The organism is Paraburkholderia phymatum, from assembly GCF_040965635.1.
Classification (GTDB): Bacteria; Pseudomonadota; Gammaproteobacteria; order Burkholderiales; family Burkholderiaceae; genus Paraburkholderia; species Paraburkholderia phymatum_B.
In genome coordinates, this window is the sequence record NZ_JBFRCH010000004.1 from 158,316 (window position 1) to 180,370 (window position 22,055).

At 64.3% G+C, this 22,055-nt stretch carries 24 protein-coding genes; 9 read left to right on the forward strand and 15 right to left on the reverse strand.

Annotated elements, in window-relative coordinates; all coding sequences use genetic code 11:
* Positions 1-62: 62 nt before the first annotated feature.
* The 5 genes from AB4Y32_RS10200 to AB4Y32_RS10220 form a co-directional block, all read right to left on the reverse strand.
* Complete coding sequence (locus tag AB4Y32_RS10200; protein ID WP_368721224.1) at positions 63-581, reverse strand: hypothetical protein; 519 nt, start codon at positions 579-581, stop codon at positions 63-65.
* A 171-nt stretch (positions 582-752) separates the two neighbouring features.
* A complete protein-coding gene (locus AB4Y32_RS10205) occupies positions 753-1,445 on the reverse strand; it encodes an HAD domain-containing protein (RefSeq protein ID WP_368721225.1) in 693 nt (230 codons plus the stop codon).
* Complete coding sequence (locus AB4Y32_RS10210; protein WP_368721226.1) at positions 1,442-1,717, reverse strand: antitoxin Xre/MbcA/ParS toxin-binding domain-containing protein; 276 nt, start codon at positions 1,715-1,717, stop codon at positions 1,442-1,444. The genes AB4Y32_RS10205 and AB4Y32_RS10210 overlap by 4 nt, the downstream gene beginning before the upstream one ends.
* Positions 1,718-1,874: 157 nt before the next feature.
* On the reverse strand, positions 1,875-2,660 hold the full coding sequence (locus AB4Y32_RS10215; protein WP_368721227.1) for a metallophosphoesterase: 786 nt from the start codon (positions 2,658-2,660) through the stop codon (positions 1,875-1,877).
* A gap of 3 nt (positions 2,661-2,663) precedes the next feature.
* Positions 2,664-3,149, reverse strand: a complete 486-nt coding sequence (locus AB4Y32_RS10220; RefSeq protein ID WP_368721228.1) for a hypothetical protein — start codon at positions 3,147-3,149, stop codon at positions 2,664-2,666.
* Positions 3,150-3,447: 298 nt separating this feature from the next.
* On the opposite strand from AB4Y32_RS10220, the gene AB4Y32_RS10225 reads away from it, so the two are divergent.
* The 3 genes from AB4Y32_RS10225 (at position 3,448) to AB4Y32_RS10235 (ending at position 6,774) form a co-directional block, all read left to right on the forward strand.
* A complete protein-coding gene (locus AB4Y32_RS10225) occupies positions 3,448-3,831 on the forward strand; it encodes a helix-turn-helix domain-containing protein (RefSeq protein WP_368721229.1) in 384 nt (127 codons plus the stop codon).
* A 259-nt stretch (positions 3,832-4,090) separates the two neighbouring features.
* Positions 4,091-5,125, forward strand: a complete 1,035-nt coding sequence (locus tag AB4Y32_RS10230) for a DNA-binding protein (RefSeq protein ID WP_368721230.1) — start codon at positions 4,091-4,093, stop codon at positions 5,123-5,125.
* Entirely contained in the window at positions 5,122-6,774 is a 1,653-nt protein-coding gene (locus AB4Y32_RS10235) for a tyrosine-type recombinase/integrase (RefSeq protein ID WP_368721231.1), read from the forward strand. Before AB4Y32_RS10230 ends, AB4Y32_RS10235 begins: the two co-directional genes overlap by 4 nt.
* Before the next feature lie 273 nt (positions 6,775-7,047).
* Here the strand turns inward: AB4Y32_RS10235 and AB4Y32_RS10240 are convergent, their stop codons facing one another.
* The gene (locus AB4Y32_RS10240; protein WP_368721232.1) at positions 7,048-8,145 is read right to left on the reverse strand and encodes a tyrosine-type recombinase/integrase; all 1,098 of its coding nucleotides are present in this window, start codon (positions 8,143-8,145) and stop codon (positions 7,048-7,050) included.
* A 294-nt stretch (positions 8,146-8,439) separates the two neighbouring features.
* On the opposite strand from AB4Y32_RS10240, the gene AB4Y32_RS10245 reads away from it, so the two are divergent.
* From AB4Y32_RS10245 to AB4Y32_RS10255, 3 genes are all read left to right on the forward strand, one after another.
* Positions 8,440-9,054: a LysE family translocator gene (locus AB4Y32_RS10245; protein WP_368721233.1), complete on the forward strand. Its 615-nt coding sequence runs from the start codon at positions 8,440-8,442 to the stop codon at positions 9,052-9,054.
* A 352-nt stretch (positions 9,055-9,406) separates the two neighbouring features.
* Positions 9,407-10,093 carry a hypothetical protein gene (locus AB4Y32_RS10250; RefSeq protein WP_368721234.1) on the forward strand — a complete coding sequence of 229 codons (687 nt, stop codon included), beginning with the start codon at positions 9,407-9,409 and terminating at the stop codon, positions 10,091-10,093.
* 9 nt (positions 10,094-10,102) lie between these two features.
* Positions 10,103-11,203 carry a diguanylate cyclase domain-containing protein gene (locus AB4Y32_RS10255; protein WP_368721235.1) on the forward strand — a complete coding sequence of 367 codons (1,101 nt, stop codon included), beginning with the start codon at positions 10,103-10,105 and terminating at the stop codon, positions 11,201-11,203.
* Positions 11,204-11,257: 54 nt separating this feature from the next.
* On the opposite strand, the gene AB4Y32_RS10260 is transcribed toward AB4Y32_RS10255, so the two are convergent.
* The gene (locus AB4Y32_RS10260) at positions 11,258-11,380 is read right to left on the reverse strand and encodes a hypothetical protein (protein WP_368721236.1); all 123 of its coding nucleotides are present in this window, start codon (positions 11,378-11,380) and stop codon (positions 11,258-11,260) included.
* An 84-nt stretch (positions 11,381-11,464) separates the two neighbouring features.
* On the opposite strand from AB4Y32_RS10260, the gene AB4Y32_RS10265 reads away from it, so the two are divergent.
* Positions 11,465-11,656: a hypothetical protein gene (locus tag AB4Y32_RS10265; protein ID WP_152758257.1), complete on the forward strand. Its 192-nt coding sequence runs from the start codon at positions 11,465-11,467 to the stop codon at positions 11,654-11,656.
* A gap of 59 nt (positions 11,657-11,715) precedes the next feature.
* On the opposite strand, the gene AB4Y32_RS10270 is transcribed toward AB4Y32_RS10265, so the two are convergent.
* Positions 11,716-13,134 (reverse strand): PLP-dependent aminotransferase family protein, encoded by a 1,419-nt coding sequence (locus tag AB4Y32_RS10270; protein ID WP_368721504.1) that lies wholly within the window; start codon positions 13,132-13,134, stop codon positions 11,716-11,718.
* A 163-nt stretch (positions 13,135-13,297) separates the two neighbouring features.
* Between AB4Y32_RS10270 and AB4Y32_RS10275 the strand changes: the two genes are divergently transcribed.
* Positions 13,298-14,626: an aspartate aminotransferase family protein gene (locus tag AB4Y32_RS10275; RefSeq protein WP_368721237.1), complete on the forward strand. Its 1,329-nt coding sequence runs from the start codon at positions 13,298-13,300 to the stop codon at positions 14,624-14,626.
* A gap of 66 nt (positions 14,627-14,692) precedes the next feature.
* Here AB4Y32_RS10275 and AB4Y32_RS10280 read toward each other — a convergent pair whose 3' ends face one another.
* Positions 14,693-15,274, reverse strand: coding sequence for a DUF6496 domain-containing protein (locus AB4Y32_RS10280; RefSeq protein ID WP_368721238.1), 582 nt, complete (start codon positions 15,272-15,274; stop codon positions 14,693-14,695).
* Positions 15,275-15,574: 300 nt separating this feature from the next.
* Between AB4Y32_RS10280 and AB4Y32_RS10285 the strand changes: the two genes are divergently transcribed.
* On the forward strand, positions 15,575-15,826 hold the full coding sequence (locus AB4Y32_RS10285; protein ID WP_087735112.1) for a hypothetical protein: 252 nt from the start codon (positions 15,575-15,577) through the stop codon (positions 15,824-15,826).
* A 132-nt stretch (positions 15,827-15,958) separates the two neighbouring features.
* Here AB4Y32_RS10285 and AB4Y32_RS10290 read toward each other — a convergent pair whose 3' ends face one another.
* From AB4Y32_RS10290 to pcaD, 6 genes are all read right to left on the reverse strand, one after another.
* Positions 15,959-17,179 (reverse strand): ABC transporter substrate-binding protein, encoded by a 1,221-nt coding sequence (locus tag AB4Y32_RS10290; RefSeq protein ID WP_368721239.1) that lies wholly within the window; start codon positions 17,177-17,179, stop codon positions 15,959-15,961.
* Between the two features lie 133 nt (positions 17,180-17,312).
* Positions 17,313-18,026 (reverse strand): ABC transporter ATP-binding protein, encoded by a 714-nt coding sequence (locus tag AB4Y32_RS10295; protein ID WP_368721240.1) that lies wholly within the window; start codon positions 18,024-18,026, stop codon positions 17,313-17,315.
* A complete protein-coding gene (locus AB4Y32_RS10300) occupies positions 18,023-18,826 on the reverse strand; it encodes an ABC transporter ATP-binding protein (protein ID WP_368721241.1) in 804 nt (267 codons plus the stop codon). The genes AB4Y32_RS10295 and AB4Y32_RS10300 overlap by 4 nt, the downstream gene beginning before the upstream one ends.
* Positions 18,823-20,742 (reverse strand): ABC transporter permease, encoded by a 1,920-nt coding sequence (locus AB4Y32_RS10305; RefSeq protein WP_368721242.1) that lies wholly within the window; start codon positions 20,740-20,742, stop codon positions 18,823-18,825. Before AB4Y32_RS10305 ends, AB4Y32_RS10300 begins: the two co-directional genes overlap by 4 nt.
* A gap of 126 nt (positions 20,743-20,868) precedes the next feature.
* Positions 20,869-21,264 (reverse strand): 4-carboxymuconolactone decarboxylase, encoded by a 396-nt coding sequence (pcaC, locus tag AB4Y32_RS10310; RefSeq protein ID WP_368721243.1) that lies wholly within the window; start codon positions 21,262-21,264, stop codon positions 20,869-20,871.
* A complete protein-coding gene (gene pcaD / locus AB4Y32_RS10315; RefSeq protein ID WP_368721244.1) occupies positions 21,261-22,052 on the reverse strand; it encodes a 3-oxoadipate enol-lactonase in 792 nt (263 codons plus the stop codon). The genes pcaC and pcaD overlap by 4 nt, the downstream gene beginning before the upstream one ends.
* Positions 22,053-22,055: the final 3 nt, after the last annotated feature.

Sequence of the window (22,055 nt, forward strand, 5' to 3'; positions counted from 1 at the left end):
AATCAGTCGACATGTCCAGAGGGACATTGCCGCGGTGAGAAGATGATCACGTCACCGAGCCGTTACGCCACGAATGTTCCGCGGAACCGGCGCGCGGCATTGAGGACCGCGGTGGGGCAGTCGAGCGCATCTTTCGGCGCGACCGGACCGGAACACCCTTCCTTCACAATCCAGCCGTTGGGAAAGTGAAACCAGGCGGCAATTGTCCACGGGTCTGCGGCGGGGCCGGGTTCCGCCAGAATCTCCCGGATGACTGGCCGCGGTTCATCGTGATCATCGAACTGGTATCGGGCAAAGTACAGCCTGCCGCCAGCTGCTTCGACGCCAAAGATCCAGCCGTGTTGCTGCCATCCGGCCACGTCCCCGGGAGCGGTGTCTGCGCCGATCCACTCTCCCTCGGCCAGTATTTTCTGGATCGTTTCCTCCCGCTGCGTCTGAAGCGGGTAGAAGTCTGCAGCCATCACCGTTCCTGTTTTACGCGTAGCGAGCGCGAACGCCTTCAGGCGCGCCCGTAACTGTGCGCTGCTCTCGCAGGGCGGCAATGATTGTCGCCGTCTCTTTCGCCGGTTCGCTTTGGTCACGCGCGCTCCATGTCAGATGGCTTCCCGATATCTGTAGTCTCTCGGGCCAGCCAGAACGGTTGCCGGCGGCCCTGCCAGCGGCTCTTTCTGTGAACGTAGTCTCTTCGCAAACGTGTCCGACTCCCGACGCCCCGGCAAGGAAGTTCACTGCAGCTTCAGGTTCTGTACCCGTCACGTACGCGATGCACGCGGACCTGACACGACCATCCGTCCCGGCTCAGGCCGCTCCTCGTGACCTGCACCGTGGGGCCTGGTCGGTTCGCACCCGGCTGCGCCTTCGCGATACATGCCGGCGAGCTTTTCGCGGAGCTCGGCGAAAACCTCAGGCGCGCTGATGCCCAGCACTGCGTGCGTGCGGACCAGGTGTGTCCGCCATGCAGGTGCCCAGCCTTCGGCATCGTCGTCGAGTGCAAGCCATGCCGCCGGCCGCCGGCGACTCACGTCCGCGAGGACCTGAACACCGCGCGGCATTTCCTGGAACGCGGCAGCATCCATCCTGCTGTGATACGTCGCACCGATCACGCGCACGCGCAGACCGGCGGGCAGCCGCCGGGCGGCCCGCGTGAAGCTGAGCACGCGCACCCAGTTCGTTGCCAGCACAATCTGGAGATCCGGATACGGCTCAAGCGCCTGCGCGAGCAGCGACGCCAGCTCGAACACGCGATGCCCCGGCGGTGTCGCGACATAGGGGCCGATGCCCGGGCGCCGCCAGACATTTTCCGGATGCAGCACCCCGTCAAAATCCAGATAGAGTACCCGGCCGCCGGTGCGGGCCGGCCCGGGCCAGGCAGCGGGGACCGGGACCGCAGCGGGCGCCATACGGGTTCCTGCCAGACCGCCGCTGAAGGCCTCCGGCGTCGTCATGCACACAGGCCGTAACGGAGGTGATTGAGGACGTGCATGACCCGCTCGCGCTCCCCCTGCGCCAGCAGCTCAAGCGCGCTGGATCCGCCGAAACCGAGTGTGCGGCCCACGAGCCAGCGAGCCGCCTTGTCGTGGGATTCGAACGTTGCCAGCAGCGCGTCAACCAGTTCCGGGTCAGTGGCGCGGAGCACGCCGATCGCCCGGCAACCGGTCAGCCTGAGGCCTGCGTACAGCCCGGACGTCTCTTCGGCCCGTGTTTCGATCCCGGTCATGTTGTTCCTCCTGATGGGGTCCGTGACGGGCCAGTCGCCCTGGCCTGCCCTGATCTGACTACCGCCGGGCATCGGCATCACCGGTACCCGTATCCCGTTGTCGCGGACGGGCCGCGCGCGTCGTCGCCCGCTACACACGGCGCCGCAGCACCGACGATCAGACCTCAATCACCAGCGCCGGATCAAACGCAGGGTTTTCCCATTTCAGGTCGGCCGGCGCACCCGCCATCAGACGGTTCGTCGCATAGCCGCGCGGATTGGCAATCACGCGCGTCTCGCCGACGCGATAGTCGACCGGATCATGCACGTGGCCGTGGATCCACACATCGGCCATCTGGAGCAGCGGTCGGAGGTCACTGACAAATGCCGGGCTGACGGGATCGTCAAGGAAGCGCGGATGCACCGACAGCGGCGCGACGCCGTGATGGGTCACCACGACCGTGCGCCCGTTGAAGGGTTTCGCCAGTTCGTGCTGCAACCAGTCGAGCGCCTTTTCGTGTTCGGCCAGCGCATGCTCGGGCCGGAACCGTCCGCCGTCATGGACACGGATCACGCGATGATCAGGCAGCATGCGCCCGGCCAGCGCCATGCTCCGCTCGCGCATGCCATTGAGTGCATAGTCCGTCCACAGGCAGCAGCCGAGAAACCGCACGTCGTACATGACAAACGTGTCGCGCTCGAGGTACTGAACCGCGGTGCCGGCCGCGCGCATGCGGATGGTGTCAGCGAGCGTGCCGTACGCCACGCCATACGCTTCATGATTGCCATGCACATAGATCACCGGCACCGGCCAGCGCGCAAACGGTTCGATGGCGTCCGCACCCTTCGCAATGTCCCCCGCGAGCACCAGCACGCGTGCATCGGACGGTGCGAACAGGTTGTAGCCAGGAAAACTCTGGTGCACGATTTCGAGATGCAGGTCGGAGGCGATCTGGATGCGCATACGTCAGTCTGCTACATCGGCCGGTTTCCGGCGGCCAGCCTTCGGCGAACGCGCCGGGGTACTCGGGTAAATGCGCCTGCCACGGGAGTGCTTGGCGGCGAAACCGATGGGCAGCGAGATGTGCTCGCCCGCTGCGGTCGTGAAGCGCGCAAAGGACACCAGCGGAGACTGGTCATCGAAGGCTTCCGTGGCGCCGAGGTGAATTTCGCTCACCGGCTCCAGCGTCCACTGCGCACAATTCTTCTGCCTGGCGCTCAGCACCGCGGCGCCCCGCACGATCTGGCCGTCCGATTCAAGCTGCATCAGCGTATTTGCACCACCTGTTGAGAGCCCCACCATTGCAACCCGGGGAAGACCGCGTTTTGTGGCGGCGAACTGCAGGATGAGCACATCTTCGCCGCCCCACATTTCGGCAACGGCCCACAACGCCACCTCCGAAGCGAATGCGGGTCCCGCCGGCAGGCGGTTCTGTTCACAAGTCAAAAACATAGATCACTCTCAAGACGACAGACTTGCCACCGCCACGCAGGGAGTGACGGGTTGGCAGGCCTGAAATGGCACTGTGTGCTGGCTCGACGCGTCCTCCGTAGTCCGTGCATGCGCAGGCGACCCGGGGATCGTCCAGGTCCCGGACATGCACCGCTAGCATGCGAGTGCACAGGCCGTCATTCGGAACGCTTTCCGGATAGGCATATTGCGCCTACATCATAGGCATTTAATGATGTTACCAGAATAAGCGAACGCAGCGACGATTCCACGTCGATCAACAACCAAAGGTGTTCACCCGGTGGCTTCGCGCGCGGAAGAAGAAATTGCAGTTCAGGTAGGGCGGGCGCTGGCCAATGCGCGTCTCGACGCAGGCAGAACGCAGGAAGAAGTCGCGGAACTTCTCGAACTCGACAAACAGACGATCAGCCGGATTGAAACCGGCAGGTCGTGGCCTTCGCCAGCACGCCTGGTTGCCCTGTCATCTCTTTACGGGATTGAAGTGAGCAGCCTCTTCGTTCCCCCCTCAAGTGAATCCAGGCATGTCGCCGTCGACATCGTCGAACTGCTAGAGCAGCTTAGTCCCGACGATCGCGTGTGGGTTCGACGCTGGCTCAAACAGCTGTGCGGACGTCTTGCCATAAAGCCGACAGGCGCAGTTCGCCGCGGCAAGCCACGCCGCTGAAACACACGCGAATCAACCGGTCATCGATGGCGCTCTACCCTCATCCGCCCTTCTTCGTTGGCACCGCCCGCACGCATGACGGGCCGCAACGCACTATTGGGAGCCGGTGCCGTTTTCCGGTGATAAGCGGGTTTATCACCGGAACCGCCGCTGTTTTCCTGCAAAAAACGGTTTCCTGACGTTCGGCGCGTGCGTGAACCCGACCGTGCACTAGACTGGATGGAGCGCCCTTCTTCCAACCGGGCGCCGGAGTCCCGCCATGGCCCGTCCCGCCGCCGTCAGCCCCGAGCAGATCCGCGCCACCGTGCTGGCGATGCTCGCCGAAGCGGGCGACGCAGAGTCCACCGCCCCGGCTACTCCAGCCAACGCGGTCACCCGTGAGCGCTTCCGCCACGCGGTGTCGGTGCGGCGCCTGCGCGCGCGCCTGGGCGCCGGCGACCCCGCGATGCTGTCGCGCGCGCTGAACGACCTCGAGGCCGAACTGGTGCAGACGGGCCTCGCTGAGGTCGCGGTACCGGGTCTGCCCGACGCGATCGCAGAGCAGATGCGCGCGCTGTGGGCCGCGGCCGTCAGCGTGCAGCTGGACGACGTCGTACGCCTGAAAGCGGAAGCCCGCGACGCGATGGCGGCCGCACAGGGCGCCAGGCACGACGCGGACCTGCGCGTCGAACTGCTGCGCGTGGAACTGGCCGACCTGCGTACACAACTGTCGGCTCGCGACACCGAACTCGCGACGGCCCGCACCGAATGCCGGGTCGCGATGACAACGCTCGCCGAACGGGAGCAGACGGCCGCAGCGCTCAGACAGTCCGCAGCAGAAGCGATCCAGGCGCTCGACGAGGCCCGAGCCGGCCATGCGGCCGCGCTCGCGGCCGTGCACGCCCGCTACGAGGGCCTGTCGAAACGCCTGCTCCAGGAGACCGAACACCAGCGTCACGCGCTCGCTGCGGAGCGCGAACGGCTCACCGCGGCGCTCACCGATGCGCAGACCCGGATCGCGGCGCTCGAGGGACTACGCGAACGGCTGCTGGAAGAACTCGCCAGCGGACGCGACGCCCACCGGCAGGCCGCGACCGAAGCGGCGGCGCTCGCGACCGTCGTCGCCGAACAGCGGCATGCACTGCAGGCGCTGCAGACGGCGCGTACGACGGAGCTGATGCAGCCCGCCGCGCAGCCACGACCTGCTCGCCGCCAGCCGGCTCGCAACGTGAGTCCCGGCCACGCGGCCGCGGTCGCCGCTACGCCGCGCCCGCGGTCCCGCTCATCCCGTTCGCGCAAGAGCCCGTCGTCATGACACCCGCCGACTGGATCGACACGGGCACCCTGCCCGTGCAACGGCTGCCGTCCCGCACCGATGCCGCGCTCGCCTACGTTGCCGAGGTGCTGGGCCATCCGGTGTACCGACGCTGGACGCTTGCCGACCTCAAGCGCGTCGCGCCGTCGCTCGCCGACGCGAAACGCGCGCATCCCGCCGTCTTCGCACTGCTGCTCGAGCACGACGCGGCGATCGAATACTGGGCGCACGGGCGCCTGCACCTCGCCGCCGACGACAACGCCCCCACCGCCGACGTGATCCTCACGCGCGTGCTACGCGCGCACCGGCGCCGCTTCCGCTACCTGCCTGAAGGAACCGAGGCCGCCGCGCCCGGCTCGCCCGATATCGACCGCGGCATGAACAGTACAGCCGGTGATACGGTCGATGGTCAGATCACTCCCAGCGGAGCCGACACATTCGCACTCGTCTCCGGCGATGGCGATCCCGCGGTACTGCGTACATGGCTCACCCGCGCCGGCCGGTTCATGAACGCGACGACCACGAATTCGCTGGGCGCCGCCGATGACGCGCAAGCGCTCGCGCTGTTTCTGCGCGACCGCGCCCAGCGCTCGCCGCACACGCTGCGCGCGTACTGGACCGAACTGCGGCGCCTGATCGGCTGGTGCGAGGCGCACCGGCGGGGCCCCCTGTCGGACCTGACGCGCGACGACCTGCTCGCGTTCCGGCGCTCACTCGAACGCGCGGGCCCAACCCGCGGAACGACGCCAACTGACCGCCAGACCACGCGCCGCCCATCAACCGCGCGCCAGACCGGCAGCGATGCGGGCCGCCGGCGCGCGCTCGCGGTCGTCTCGAGCCTGTTCCGCTACTGGCAGAAAACCGGCTACCTGGTGGTCAACCCCGCCGTCGAACTGTCGGGCGACGGCGCCGCGCGCATGACGTGGACGCCGTCGCGAATCCTGCCCGCCCGGCTGCTGATGCTGTGTGATGCGGTGACGGCCGGCGAGCGGCCACCCGAGGTGTCGCCGCTCGTCTGGGAACGCCGCTGCGCGATCTGGTCGCTGTACCGCTTTGCCGGCGCGCGGCTGGCCGAGCTCGAATGGTCCGCGGAACAGGGACTACCGCGCCTGAGCGTGGATACGGAAGCGGCCACCGCGGTGGCTCCAGCCGCCCCGACCGGCGGCGCCCCGTCCGCGCGCCCAGCAGAACGCTGGACGCTGCACGTGCGCGGCAAGGGCGGCAAAGGCCGGGCGATCCCGCTGCCGTCGCGCTGTGTACCGGTGCTCCGTGACTATCGCGTGCTGCGGGGTCTCCCCGCCGAACCCGCGCCGTTCGAGTCGATCCCGCTGATCCATAGCGAGAAGCGCGACGCGTTGGGTCACAGCGGCCTCTACGATGAGGTGAAGGCGGTGCTGCAGGCGGCCGAACAGCGGGTACCGCCGGGCGACACCGCGACGCGCGCGCTGCTGCATGCGGCGTCGACCCACTGGTTACGGCACGGCTATGCGCGCACGCTCGTGGTCGATCACGCGGTGCCGCTGCCCGTTGCGCAGACGTTACTGGGGCACGCGTCGGTGCAGACGACGGCCGCGTACGCGCGCACGGACCTCACGCAACTACGGGATTTTGTGGAAGGGAGTTTTCCCGACGGACCTCACCGTTCATGACACATTCCGAGGTTCGAGTTCGTTTCTCGGACGCGTAGGTGAATGATCAAACGCCGCCTAGATAAATGCCCGGATGCCACGGAATGACTCGCGACGCGAGCTCTGGGCAATTGAAGGAATGGGTTTAAACACCTCAAATTTTCTTATTTTCAGGACTGGCAAATATTGATTGATGCTGAGAGCTCTCCAGATCAGTGGTTTGGGACAAAAAATCCTCCGGCAAGCGTCCGATAATGGGCAGATATGGATACAAGCACAGCGCAATGTACAAAATTAAGGGCGCTCGCAATCAAAATTTCTAATTACGTCTCTCATTCTCCGCACCGTTTTAGCCGTCGTCAGCCCGCACATTGACATGATGGCTTCATCGGATAACCCTTGCAATATTTGTCTTCGCAAAAATGTATAACGAAGTATCCGCGGCCCCATATCTTTCGCTTGAAACCCGATTTCATGTAGACAAACATTCACACTAAAATAAACAGCTACGCTCGATAATTTTCCACCAGCCTCCCTTCGCGGAAAAGCAAGGTAGGCATGCGTTTTATCGTCACAATTTGAATCAGCCAGATAGGTACGTCTTTCATCGAGCCAGTCTCGTATTGGCTCACAGCAAAACATTGGAATAGGCACTCGGTAGCGCACTATACGACGTTTAGTCAATGAATCACATCTAACTGCGCAAAAATAAAGCGTGCCACTATCCATCATAAAATCGTCGATCGCCGCAGCAGTGGCTTCGCCCACGTTAACTCCTGTAGCCAAAATAAAAAGCAACATGATCCGTCGTCGTTTTTGCCACCATTCCGACGTGTCGAGCCTATTCAATAGGTAATCTTGCAACAGCAGATCTTCAGGTTCACTTAAAAAAATTATTGTCGGTTCGAGATCGTAACCCGCCACAATGGGCACATCCTCATGGAAAGGATTTAATTGGCGACAACCAACTTCTATTAAATTAACCATAAGCTTGGAAAGCAAGAAGGCATATCGGCGCTTTGTTGCCATTTGAATAGCACTTTGGACAATTTTTGCTTGAGGAGGTCTTTTTTCCTGCCCTTTGCGCGGAAGAGTATGTCCACGACCTTCCAAACTATCCAGAAACCGCATTATCTGATCGGCATTGACGGTTAATACATTTTGCTTCGGACGACAGTCACTCAGGAATCTTTGAAATGCACGCAACATCGATCCGTACATCGCAATCGAGTTTCGAGCAAATTCACGATCACCATTCGAAAGAGAACTTGTGATCCATAATTCAAACGCCGCATCGGGATCTTTAATCCACTCCTCCCTAGATATTACTGCGCCCGACCATTCGAGGTCTGCAGACGAATCGAAGCGCTCCGCGATTTTTCCTTGCCGCATGACCACCTCACTGTGCCGTACTCGCCTGATCGATTCTCACACAGCATTTCCCGAATCATCAAGTATCGCGCAAGCGGAAATTCGTCACGCGATTGCAATCTCATTTAAATTGTCGAAAATCTCATTTAAAGCGACGGGAATCTCAATTCTAATGGCGTCTTATGCAAACAGGACCCCTTTGGCAATCGGCCACCCGCCGCCTTCCGTACCGGAAATCATCCATAAATCTGTACAGGTACTGTACCGGCTTCCGTCGCTACACTGTCGCAAATCGAAACTCTCGCGGAGCCGTCCATGTCCTTCGAAAACTTGAGCGCCCTGCCCGCCGGCATCCTGTTCGCGCTCGTCACGACCATCACGCCAGGACCGAACAACACGATGCTTCTCGCATCGGGCGTCAACTTCGGTTTCCGCCGCACGCTGCCGCATATTCTCGGCATCAGTGCGGGCGTCGCGCTGCTGATGCTGTCCGTGGGTTTCGGTCTCGGCGAAGCGTTCCGGCGCTTCGAGGTGCTGTACACGGTGCTCGAAGTGCTGAGCGTCGCGTATCTGCTGTATCTCGCGTGGAAGATCGCGACCTCCGGCGAAATGAAGATGAAGAAAGGCGAGCGCCGGCCAATGCGCTTTCACGAAGCAATCGCCTTTCAGTGGGTCAATCCGAAAGCGTGGATGATGGTGCTGACGGCCGCGACCACGATTCATCTGAGCGCCGACTTCGGCATAAATGCGCTGCTGATGGCTGTGCTCTTCTACGTGATCGGCTTGCCGTGCATCTGCCTATGGGCCGCGTTCGGCACGGCCATGCGGCGCGCGCTGTCGAAGCCCGCTTATCTGCGCGCGTTCAACGTCGTCATGGCGCTGCTGCTGGTGGCGTCGCTGTATCCGATCGTGCTGCGCTTTTTCGCGTGACGCGCCGCGCCCCGGCGCAATCGCCGGTGTCCGCCACACGCGGACACCGTGCAATTCCTTCCAGCTTTGTGTCGTTTTTTGCCCGACTGTCGCGCGCCTCACACGTCCCTGTTTCACGACTGCCATCTGCGCGATTTGACAGTAGAATAGCCACGTCATAACCCCTGCCGTCACGAGCGCGGGCCGCGCCATCCGAACCGATCCATTCAATGCGCATCGGCGTTCATCGGGCTCGCAAATTGCTCCGGGACGCAGGTTATCCGCAAGGCAAATTTTCCGGCGCTCGTGAGCGACACGCAGCGCCGGATTCGCCATTGACAAGCGCAGACCGCACAGGTCGGAGGCGTTGCACATGGACGCAAATGATTCGCCAGACCGCGAAAGCGGTCCTCGGCAACCGCACGACACGAGCTTTTTTCCGTACGACAGCGAAGACCCGCAAGCCCCGCATTACAACTGGGTGCAGATCTGCCTGATTTCGGCGATGGGCCTCGCCGTCGGCGTGATGGGCACGGCTGCCTATGTGATCTGGTTCAGCCGCGACCAGCAGACTTACAGCGATGCCGTGCAGGCGGCGAGACGGCCGCCGCCGTCGGCTGTCGCCGTCATACCTGACGCCGAATCGGCCGTCCCCGCGCGCGCCGCGCTGCCGACCAGCGCCGTGACGGGCCGCGTGATACCCGCCACGCCGACGACATCGCAGCTGCGCGACGCCAAGGCCAGTCAGGCCAATCGCACGCTGGCTTTGGCGCAAGCCCCCGACGATGCAGTCGATCCCACCGACACCGCCGATGCCGCTGATCCCGCCGACACCGCCGACGATACGCAGCAGGCCGCGCGTTCCGCGCAGGCTGCGGCCGCCAGTTCCGCCGCTCGCGCCGACCGTGGCAAGCAGACGTCCGTCGCGAGCCGCCACGCGCAGCAACGCGCGAAGCCCAAGCAAACGTTCGTCTCCCGGCTGACGGCGATGTTCCGCAAGGTCGCCTACCATCGCGGCCGCGAGCGGAACAACAACGCCGATCCGTATTCCCATCCCTGACCGGGCGGCGTGGAGGAGACCATCACGCCGTACCACCCTCCTCGCCCGCGCTGGCGTCCGCAGCCCATTGCGGTCGGCATGGCCGCGCTGGTGTGCCTCGTGTTCGGGCTGGTCTTTATCGCGATTCAGGTCAAGGCGCTCTACTCCGATCACTTTCAGCAGCAATACGCTGCACTCGTGCTCGAAGCCGTCGAACGCGCGAAGAACGCGCGCAACGCCGCGAGCCTGCTGAAACTGACCACTCCCGCAAACGCGGCGCCGGCCGCCGATCAATCCGACTATCAGCAAGCGCTGAGCGAACTGCACGCACGCGTCGCCGCGCTCGACGCGCTGATCGCGTCCAGCCCGATCCCCGCGCCGCGCCTGTGGCAACCGCTTGATACAGCGAACAGCATCGACGACATGAATCGCGCGCTCGCCGCCACCGAAGACTATTGGCGCGCGCGCCGCGACGACATCAGCGCGGACGTCCGCACACGTACGCTGCGCGTGGCCAGCGTGCTCGCCGTGCTGATGGTCGTGGTGGGCGGCGCGTTGCTGGCGGCGCTCGTCGTGTTCGCGCGGCGTCACCGGCATCTTGCCGGGCTGACGCATCGGTTCCGGCATGCGGCGCAGCACGACGCGATGACGGGCCTGCCGAACCGCCAGCAATTCCTCGCGCGGCTCGAGCAGCTCGCGGCCGGCCGCACGCCCGGAAAGTGCGCGGTGCTCTTCATCGACCTCGACGGTTTCAAGCAGGTCAACGACACGCTGGGCCACGGCGTCGGCGACGCTTTTCTGATCGCCGTCGCGCAGCGCTTTCGCCAGTCGCTGCGGCCGGGCGATCTCGTCGCGCGAATCGGCGGCGACGAATTTGCGGCGCTCGTGTCGGGCTTCGGCGGCGATAGCGAACTCGCGGGCATCGCCACGCGTCTGATGAACTGCGTCGGCGATACCGATACGCAGATGGGCCTCGCCCTCGTGCGCGCGAGCGTCGGCATCGCGACGTTTCCGGATCGCGTCGCCGATCACCGTCTGCTCGTCGCGGCCGCCGACAGCGCGATGTACGAAGTCAAGCGCAGCGGCAAGAACGGCTACGCATTCGCCACCCGTTCGATTCCGGGCGCGTGATCCGCGCACAGGCCCGCCATGCAACGCCAAGCGCGGTCCGCGCATGCGCGATCGTCAGAATTTGCAAATCCCGATCAACTTCCGTGCGGCGATGCCGTTATACGGAAACAGCAGGGCGACGCGGTGCGCGGCGACTTTTGCGAACGGATCGGCGGTGGCGGCAGCAACGCGCCACATGCGCGTTCGTTCTGCTGAAGCACGAACGCACGATTGGGACGAAATCGGCTCAAGCTTTTCAATTGGCTGTCGATAGCGCAGGGTATGGAAAAGAAACTCGCACAACGAATCGTCAGCTCCGCGCACCGCGCGGCCGAAGCGATCGCAAATGCCCGCATGGATCTTCCCGAGGTCCAGCAGGACCAGCTTTACAGCCGCGTCTTTATCGGGCTGCTGGAAGACAACGTTGGCGCGGAACACATCGTCGAGCTGATCGACGCGCTCGCGCGGCCGTGACGCCGCGCGCGCCTTTCGTCAAATCACGGCGAATCACGACGCGAAAGCCTGGCACGATCTCACGCCGCAACGTCGCGGCCGATCCGTTCGATGAAGCGCCACAACGCGTCGTCGGTGGAATGCGGGACGTTGAAGCGGAACCACGCGCTCGGCGCGTCGTCGGGACGGAAATAGGAGCCGGGCGCAAGCCAGATTCCGTCCGATAAAGCCGCCGTCGCGATCTCGCCGGCGCGCTCGGGCTCGATGGGCAGACGCGCGAACAAAAAGAGCCCGGCGCGCGGCCGGTGAAACACGTCGAGACCCAACGCATCGAGCCGCTCTTCGACGCTCGCATGCGCGGCACGCAGCCTGTCGTTGACCTGCTCGACATGGCGCGCGTAACGGCCTTCGTGCAGCACCTTGTCGACGATCCGCTCGATTGCCTCCGACGACGTCAGCCCCACCGCCATCTTCGTGCGCGCCAGTTCGCGCAGTACATCGCGCTCGGCGACGACGTAGCCGCAGCGCAGCGCGGGCGTCACCGTCTTCGAAAAGCCGCTGATGTACAGCACGCGCCGCAAGCCTTCCATCGCCGCGAAAACGGGCGCGCCGGGGGCGCAAAGTTCGCGGCTCACGTCGTCCTCGATCACCCACATGCGGTTGCGCTCGGCGATCTGCAGCAGCCGGAACGCGGATGCCATGCCATACGTCGCGCCCGTCGGGTTCTGCAACGTCGTGTTGACGAAGATCGCTTTCGGATGATGCTGGTCGACGATCTTTTCCAGCACGTCCGTATCGACGCCCGCCGGTGTGCGCGGCACGCCGATCACGGTGAGGCCCGCGAGCTTGAGGATCTGCAGCAGGTTGCAATAACCGGGATCTTCGACCACGACGGTGTCGCCCGCGCGCAGCAGCGTTCGCACGATCAGATCGAGCGCCTGCGTCGCGCCTTGAGCGAGCAGCACGTTCGACACGTCGACGGGCAGGCCGCGCCCGTCCATCTGCGCGGCGATCTTCGCGCGCAGCGGCGCGAAGCCGTACGGATGCCCGTAGTCGCCGAGACGCGCGGCGGGCACGCGGCTCATCGCGCGAAACGCGTGCTGCATGCCCGTTTCGTTGATCCACTCGTTCGGCAGCCAGCCGCAGCCCGCCTTGATCGGCACGGAATGATCGGCGAACACGTCGGACAGCAGCCACGTCGCGGTGAGGCTCGGCGGCTGCCAGTCGACTGTGTTCGCATGCGCGGCCCGCGAGTGCGGCGCAACGCGATAGCCGGAGCCGCGCCGCGCGATCACGAGCCCCATCGATACGAGCCGGTTGTACGCCTCCGTCACCGTGAACGTGCTGAGCGAATGCGACTGCGCAAGCTGACGCACCGACGGCAGCAGCGCGCCCGCGCGCAGCGCCTGCGTATCGATCGCGTGCGCGAAGCCCTGCACGACCTGCTCGACGAGCGTCGGCGCGGAACGGCGGTCACGGTCCAGTTCGAGTTCGATCATCTTCAGCGTCAAGACAGGTCGGCGGCTCGTCGTCACGCGCGGCTGCTAACAGCACAGTCGATGCGATTCGGCCAGCACAGTTAGCAGCGCAGTGAGTCAACTGTTTATGTCCGCCATTTAACCTCGGACGCTACAGTTTCGCTACCCATTCGAGGAGAAACCCATGACTTCGCGCCCCGTCATCGACGACCTGTCGAGCTTCTGGATGCCGTTCACCGCCAACCGCCAGTTCAAGGCCGCGCCGCGCCTGCTGGAATCGGCGAAAGGGATGTACTACCGCTCGAGCGACGGGCGCGACGTGCTCGACGCATGCGCGGGCCTGTGGTGCGTGAACGCGGGCCATAGCCGCGACGAGATCGTCGCCGCCGTGCAGAAGCAGGCCGCCACGCTCGATTTCGCGCCGACGTTCCAGATGGGCCATCCGCTCGCATTCGAAGCGGCGTCGAAGGTCGCGGAACTGATGCCCGAAGGGCTCGACCGCGTCTTCTTCACGAACTCGGGCTCGGAGTCCGTGGATACCGCGCTGAAAATCGCGCTCGCCTACCACCGCGCGCGCGGCGAAGCGCAGCGCACGCGTCTGATCGGCCGCGAGCGCGGCTATCACGGCGTGGGCTTCGGCGGCATTTCCGTCGGCGGGATCGCGCCGAACCGCAAGACGTTCTCGGGCGCGCTGCTGCCGTCCGTCGATCATCTGCCGCACACGCACAACCTCGAACACAACGCGTTCTCGAAGGGCCAGCCCGCGTGGGGCGCGCATCTCGCCGACGAACTCGAGCGCATCGTGACGCTGCACGATCCGTCGACGATCGCCGCCGTGATCGTCGAACCCGTCGCGGGCTCGACGGGCGTACTGATTCCGCCGCAAGGCTACCTGCAGAAGCTGCGCGACATCTGCACGAAGCACGGCATCCTGCTGATCTTCGACGAGGTGATTACCGGCTTCGGCCGTCTGGGCGCGGCGACGGCGAGCGAATACTTCGGCGTGAAGCCCGATCTGCTGACGATGGCGAAGGCGATCAACAACGCGGCCGTGCCGATGGGCGCTGTCGCGGCGAGCCGCACGGTGCACGACACGATCGTCAACAGCGGCGCGCAAGGCGCGATCGAGCTGTTCCACGGCTACACATATTCGGCGCATCCGCTCGCAGCCGCCGCGTGTGTCGCGACGCTCGACCTGTATCGCCGCGAAGGCCTGTTCGAGCGCGCGGCGTCGCTGGCGCCGAAGTTCGAAACCGCCGCCCACGCGCTGCGCGACGCGAAGCACGTGAAGGACATCCGCAATCTCGGGATGGTCGCGGGCATCGAACTGGAGCCGCGCAACGGCGCACCCGGCGCGCGCGCGTACGAGGCGTTCGTCAGGTGCTTCGAAGCGGGCGTGCTGATCCGCTTCACGGGCGACATTCTGGCGTTCTCGCCGCCGCTGATCATCGACGAAGCGCAGATCGACAGGATCTTCCAGACGGTGCGCGACACGCTGGCTTCCGTGCAGTAAGCGTTCGATCTGCGCCGCCGCGCTCATCCGTTTGGTGCCGAACGCGGCGGCGTTTCAACACATACGCTAGTGATGCGCGCGCGCAGCCCGCGTATGCGCTGCCTTCTTCGCAGCGGCTGAACGGCCCGCCGCGCCCTTCGTCGCAGCAGCCTTCTTCGCCGCAGCCGTGCGGCTTGCGGCCGGACGCTTTGCCGCCGCCGTCTTCGTCTGCTTCGCCAGCGCTTCCTTCGTCGCGCCGCGTCCGCTTTCGCGCTTCAGTACGGACTCGGAGACGCGCGAGCGCTTGGCCGTCGATTCGCTGCTCGGGCGGCGTGCCGCCGTCTTCTTGCCCGTCGTCTTGGCAACAGCCTTCCTGGACGCCGTTCTCTTCGCCGCAGGCGACTTCTTCTGGCCCGCTGCCGTATCGGCGGCGGCCTTCTTGCGGGTGGTTTCGCTCGTCGTCCCCGCCGTCGGCTGCTTCAGCGGGACGCCCGCGCGGCGCGCCTTCGACAGGCCGATCGCGACCGCCTGCTTCGCCGATTTCACGCCGTGTTTGCCTTCGCGTACGTGGTCGATTTCTTCCTTCACGAACTCGCCGGCCTGAGTGCTCGACGACTTGCCGGCGCGCTTGTCGGCGGCGGCACGCTTCATGGTTGCTTTTTCAGGCATGACAGTGCTCCCGTTTGACTGGTGGCCTATTCATGGCAGCAACGGGTGTGCCTCGCCGATCCGACGCGGCGCATCGCCGCGAATCCCCGCGTTTTCCGCTATTTCAGCGAACCTGCTTCAGAAAGCATGCGCAAATTGCAGGCTGCGTTGAAGCAAGGTCAGCACAATGGACGCGGATTCGATGCACAACATAGGCTGCGCGATGCGCGCCGAGCGTCTATGGTTTACGTGAAGGCACCGATGGCAGGTGAAGGTACGTGAAGGGCCGGCACGATGACCCGGCTCGCCGGGAGACGCCTCATGAATACACCGACAGTCAGGGCAGGCACCCACATCGAAGGCATCCACTGGATCGCGGAGTATGTGGAGGACGTGCACGAGATCCGCATCTTCCGCGAGGGGCAGGAAGTGGACGTGCACGACGCGCCCTCGACGCTCTTCGGCGACGAGGAAAACGCCGGCTCGAAGAGCTGCGCGGACCATCGCGCGGCGGAAGCGGCCGTGCTCGCGTATCTGCGGCACTTCGTGGCCGAGCACGACGCAGAGGAGTGACGCCGCGTAGTGACACCGGGTGACTTCCTGCGCGCACAAAGAAAAAGGCCCGCTGCGCAATGCGCGTAGCCGGCCTTCGGGATGCGCCTTCCGCAGCGCCTTTTATCCGGGTTTATCCCACGCCATTCAGCGCTATTCGGCGGGGCGCAGCTTCTTCACTTCCGCATCCGACGGCTGCACGCTCGCACCGTCGATATAGCGATACGACGTCATCACGCCCTTGCCGTCCTTCAACGCGGTCACGCCGACGAACGCGCCCATCGTCGACTGATTGTCTTGCGGCCGATAGGTGATCGGCCCAAACGGCGTATCGACATTCAAGCCCTTGAACGCGGCTGCGAGCTTGTCGGGGTCCGTCGAGCCGGCCTTCTTGATGCCGTTCGCGATCGACATCAGCGCCGCGTAGCCGACCACCGAGCCAAGACGCGGATAGTCGTGATACTTCGCCTGATAGTCGGCGACGAACTTCTTGTTCGCGGCCGTATCGATCGAGTACCACGGGTAGCCCGTCACGATCCAGCCGGCGGGTGCTTCGGCGCCGAGCGGATCGAGATAGTCCGGTTCGCCCGTCAGCAGCGACACGACGCTGCGATCCTTGAAGAGCCCGCGCGTATTGCCTTCACGCACGAACTTGCCGAGGTCCGCGCTGAACAGCACGTTGAAGATCGCGTCGGGCTTCGCGTCGGCGAGCGCCTGCACGGTCGCGCCCGCGTCGAGATTGCCTAGCGGCGTCGCCTGCTCGGTGACGAAATCGACGTCGGGCTGCGCGGCCTTCAGCAGCTTCTTGAACGTCGCGACGGCCGACTGGCCGTACTCATAGTTCGGATACACGAGCGCCCAGCGCTTCTTTTTCAGCTTCGCCGCTTCGGGCACGAGCATCGCGACCTGCATGTAGGTCGACGGACGCAGACGGTACGTGTATTTGTTGCCGTCGGCCCAAACGATCTTGTCCGTCAGCGGCTCGGCGGCGAGGAAGAAAATGCGCTTCTGCTTCGCGAAGTCCGTGAGGGCAAGACCCGTATTCGACAGATAGCCGCCGAACAGCAATTGCACCTGCTCGCGCGCGATCAGCTCCTGTGCGACGCGGATCGTGTCGCCTGGATTGGCGTTGTCGTCGCGCGAGACTACTTCGAGCTTCTTGCCGAGCACGCCGCCCGCCGCGTTCACCTGATCGAGCGCGAGATTCCAGCCGTTCCTGTACGGCAAAAGGAATGCGGGCTGCGCCTTGTAGCTGTTGATTTCGCCGATCTTGATCGTCTGCTGTGCAAACGCGCCCGTCGCCGTCAGCGACAGTGTCAGCAAGACAGTCAGTGAAGCAGTCATGCGAGAAATCCAGGCTGCGCGCGAGGTCATGCGTAACTCCGTTTATTGTCAGTTGAGTGATGCGGCGAGACGAGACGAACCCAGGCCGCCGGACGGTGCATCGTACCGGAGTTTCGCGGATGCGCTTTCAACGCGCGTCGTTCGATACGAAGCCGTCAACACATCAAACGCTCAGATACGCGCGCCGGACGACATCGTTTTGCGCCAGTTCACGCATCGTGCCGCTAAAGCGTATCTGGCCTTTTTCCAGCACATAAGCGCGATCGCTGACGAGTTCCGCGAAATGCAGGTTCTGCTCCGACAGCAGGATCGACAGCCCTTCGCGCTTCAGTTCGAGAATCATGTTCGCCATCTGTTCGACAATCACGGGCGCGACGCCTTCGGACGGCTCGTCGAGCAGCACCAGCCATGGATTGCCCATCAGCGTGCGCGAGACCGTCAGCATCTGCTGCTCGCCGCCGCTCATCTGGCCGCCGAGGCGCTTCGGCATTTCGCCGAGATTCGGAAAGAGCCTGAAGAGCTTGTCGGGCTCCCAAGTGGGCGCGCCTACGCGCGGCGGCTGACGTCCCGTGTCGAGGTTCTCCATCACCGTCAGATCCGCGAACACGCGGCGGTCTTCCGGCACGTAGCCGAGTCCCATGCGCGCGATCTTGTGTGACGCGAGCGCCGAGATAGTCGCGCCGTCGAATTGAATGAGGCCTTCACGGCGCGGCACGAGGCCCATGATGGCTTTCATCGTCGTCGATTTGCCCGCGCCGTTGCGGCCCATCAGCGCGACGATTTCGCCGCGCCCCACTTCGAGACTCACGTCGAAGAGGATATGCGCGCGCCCATAGTACGCGTTCAGCTTCTCGACTTTCAGCATAGGTATGTTCATGCGCGCGACTCCGTTCGCGCCGCGCCGTCGGGCGACAGCGATGCGCGCGGCTGGAACGTCTTGCCCGTGCCGAAGTACACGGCCTGCACGTTCGCGTCGTTGCGTATCGTGTCCGCGTCGCCTTGCGCGATCAGCTTGCCGCGGGCGAGCACGATCACGCGGTCCGCGTACGAGAACACCACGTCCATGCTGTGCTCGGTGAACAGCACGCCGATCCCGCGCCCGGTGACGAGACGCTTCGTCAGCGCCATCAGATCGTTGCGTTCCTTCGGCGCCATGCCCGCTGTCGGTTCGTCCATCAGCAGCAGCTTCGGACGATTCGCGAGCGCGATGGCGAGATCGACGCGCTTCACGTCGCCATACGCGAGCACGCTGCACGCGCGCCGCGCATGCGCGGCCATGCCGACCTGATCGAGCAGCGCCATTGCTTCGTCTTCGAAGCACGATGCGGCGGGTTTCCATAAACCGTATAGACGCTTTTCGCGCGATACGAGCGCCATCTGCACGTTTTCGAGCACGGTCATCGAATTGAAGGTCGCGGCCACCTGAAACGTGCGGCCGACCCCGCGCCGCCAGATATCGCGTGGCCGCATGCCGACGAGTTCATGACCGTCGAGCACAACCGAGCCATGCGAAGGACGCAGTTGTCCGTTGACGATGTTGAAGCACGTCGATTTGCCCGCGCCGTTCGGGCCGATCAGCGCGAGCAGTTCGCCGGGCTGAACGTCGAACGACACATCGTCGACGGCTTTCACGCCGCCGAACGACATCGACAGATTCGATACGCGCAGAAGGCTCATCGTCCGCCTCCCGTTGCTTGCCGATGCCCGGCTTCGTTTGAATCGTCGCGCTCGAAGCGCTCGCGCACGAAGCCCACGATGCCTTGCGGAAACGCGATCACGAGCAGCAGGATCGCGACGCCGAGCAGCGCCTGCCAGTAGTCCGTCTGCCGCGCGACGGCATCCTGCAGCCACGTGAACAGCGCGGCGCCCGCGACGGGGCCCGTCAACGTCTGAATGCCGCCGAGCAGCACCATCACGAGTCCATCGACGGAACGGCTCACACTGATCACTTCCGGCGAAATCGTGCCTTTCGAAAACGCGTAAAGCGAGCCCGCGAGCCCGCAAAACAGCGATGCGATCACGAACGCGGCCCATTGCACGCGCTTCGTATCGATGCCGATCGCTTCCGCGCGCAACGCCGAATCGCGCGACGCGCGCATCGCGTAGCCGAACGGCGAAAACAGCATGCGGCGCAAGAGCCACACGCCAAGCGCGGCGCACGCGAGCGTCAGGTAGTAGTACGCGACGGGCGACGACAGCCAGTTCGACGGCCACAAGCCGAGGATGCCGTTGCTGCCGCCCGTCACGTCATCCCATTGATAGACGACCGACCACACGATCTGCGCGAACGCGAGCGTGAGCATCGCCAGATACACGCCCGACAGCCGCACGCAGAACCAGCCGAACACGAGTGCGCCGAGCACGGCCAGCGATGGACCGAAAACGAGCGCCGCTTCCATCGGCAGATCGAGCACTTTCAGAAAGAGCGCGGCACCATATGCGCCCAGGCCGAAATATGCGGCATGGCCGAACGAGTGCATGCCGCCCGGCCCCATGATGAAGTGCAGGCTCGCGGCGAACAGAACGGCGATCAGGATTTCGACGAGCAGCACGGGCATATACGGAAACGCGTTGGCCGCGAGCGGCGCGAGCGCGAGAACGGCAAGCACGCACATGGCCAGCCACTTCAGATGCTTGCCCGCGGGCTTCAGCGGCGTCTCGGCAACGGACATCGCGCGCACGGCGGACGTGGCGCGCCCGAGCAATCCCCAGGGCCGCACGACGAGCACGACGGCCATCACGACGAACTCCGCGACCAGCGTGAAGCGGCTCAACGAAAGATCGACGCCGAACAGGGAAACATGTCCGATACCGATGCACAGCGCCTTGATTTCAGCGATCAACAGCGCCGCGATGAACGCACCGGGGATCGAACCCATCCCGCCGACCACCACGACGACGAACGCGTTGCCGATGGTCTCGAGATCGAGCGACAGATTCGCGGACATGCGCGGCCCTTGCAACGCGCCGCCGAGCCCCGCGAGAAACGCGCCGACGAAGAACACGCCCGTGAAGAGCCACGCCTGATCGATGCCGAGCGCGCCGAGCATTTCGCGATCCTGCGTTGCGGCGCGCACGAGCGTGCCCCATCGCGTGTGCGTCAACGCGTACCACAGCAGCAGAAGCACGAGCGGCCCGATGACGATCAGCGCGATGTCATACGTCGGCAGCCGATGGCCCAGCAGCTCGACAGCACCCGCGAGATGCGGCGCGCGCGGGCCGAACAGATCCTGCGGCCCCCAGATCGCGAGCGCTGCATCGCGAATGATCAGCACGAGCGCGAACGTCGCGAGCAGATGGAAAAGCTCGGGCGCCTGATAGATGCGCCTCAACACGATCAGCTCGACGAGTGCGCCCAATATGCCCGTCACGAGGGCAGCCGCGAGCATCGACAGCCAGAAGCCCGCTGTGCTCGCGCTGAAGCGGGTCGCGAAGCTGTACGCGACATAGATGCCCAGCATGTAGAACGAGCCGTGCGCGAAGTTGACGATGCGCGTGACGCCGAAGATCAGCGACAGGCCCGCAGCGACGAGAAAGAGCGCGGAGGCGTCGGCGAGTCCGTTGACGAGTTGGACCAGCAGGTTGGGGAGCATCGTGCCCGTCGGCGTTGAGTTGCGATGGGCTGCATCATATACAGGAAATGGGCGGGGTTTGCAGGTGCATTGGTGTCTGCGACGGCCTTTTATTCGTATTACCTTGTCCGTCGCAGATTCAAACAATCAGCCCTTGGCCGCCTCTTCATCCTGCTCACGAAAAACCTTATCAGCAAGATGAAACGCGGAATTCGCCGCCGGCACCCCGCAATAAATAGCCGTCTGCAACAACACTTCCTTCACCTGATCCCGCGTCACCCCATTATTCCGCGCGGCACGCAGATGCAGCGCCAGTTCCTCGCCGCGATTCAACGCAACCATCATCGCAATCGTCAGCAGACTGCGCGTATGGCGCGGCACGCCATCGCGCGTCCAGATCTCGCCCCACGCATAGCGCGTGATGAAGTTCTGAAACTCCTCCGTCACTTCCGTACGGTTCGCAATCGACCGGTCGACGTGCGCATCGCCCAGCACCGCGCGGCGCACGCCCATGCCCGCTTCGTAACGTTGTTCGTCGTTCATCGCTGCTCCTTCAGGAAATCGAGCACGGTCTTCGTGAACGTGTCCGCGACTTCGATGTTCGAAATGTGCGACGCGTCCAGCTCGACGTAACGCGCACCCGCGATCGCAGCAGCCAGCTCGCGGCCTTGCGCGGGCGTCGCGGCCAGATCGTGCGTGCCGGAGATCACGAGCGCAGGCGCCTTGATGCCGTGTACTTCGGGGCGCAGGTCGGTCGCGTTGATGGCTTCGCAGTTCAACGCGTAGCCTTCCTTGTCGGTATGCACGAATACATCGCGGATAAAGCCGAAAACGATCGGCTCGCGTGCAATGAATTCGGCCGTGAACCAGCGCGGCAGCACGGCATCCGACAACTCGAGCATGCCCTCGCTGCGAGCACGGGCCGCGCGAGGCACCCACACTTCCGGCGAGCCGATGCGCGCAGCCGTGTTGCTCAGCACGATGTGATCGATGCGGTCGGCGTGACGCGCCGCGAGGCCAATGCCCGTCAGCCCGCCCATCGATACGCCGCAGAAATTCGCGCGCGCGATCTTCAACGTGTCGAGCAAGCCGATCACGTCGCCCGTCAGCTGCTCGATCGTGTACGGCCCCTTCGGCGCTTCCGAGTGACCGTGGCCGCGCGTGTCGTAGCGCAGCACGCGAAAGTGCTTCGCGAACTCGGCGACTTGCGGCGTCCACATCGACAGGTCGCTGCCGAGCGAGTTCGACAGCACGAGCCACGGCGTGCTGCCGTGACGGTCGCCGTCGATCCGGTAATGAAGTTCGATGCCATTCACTGCGGCGTAGGGCATTCC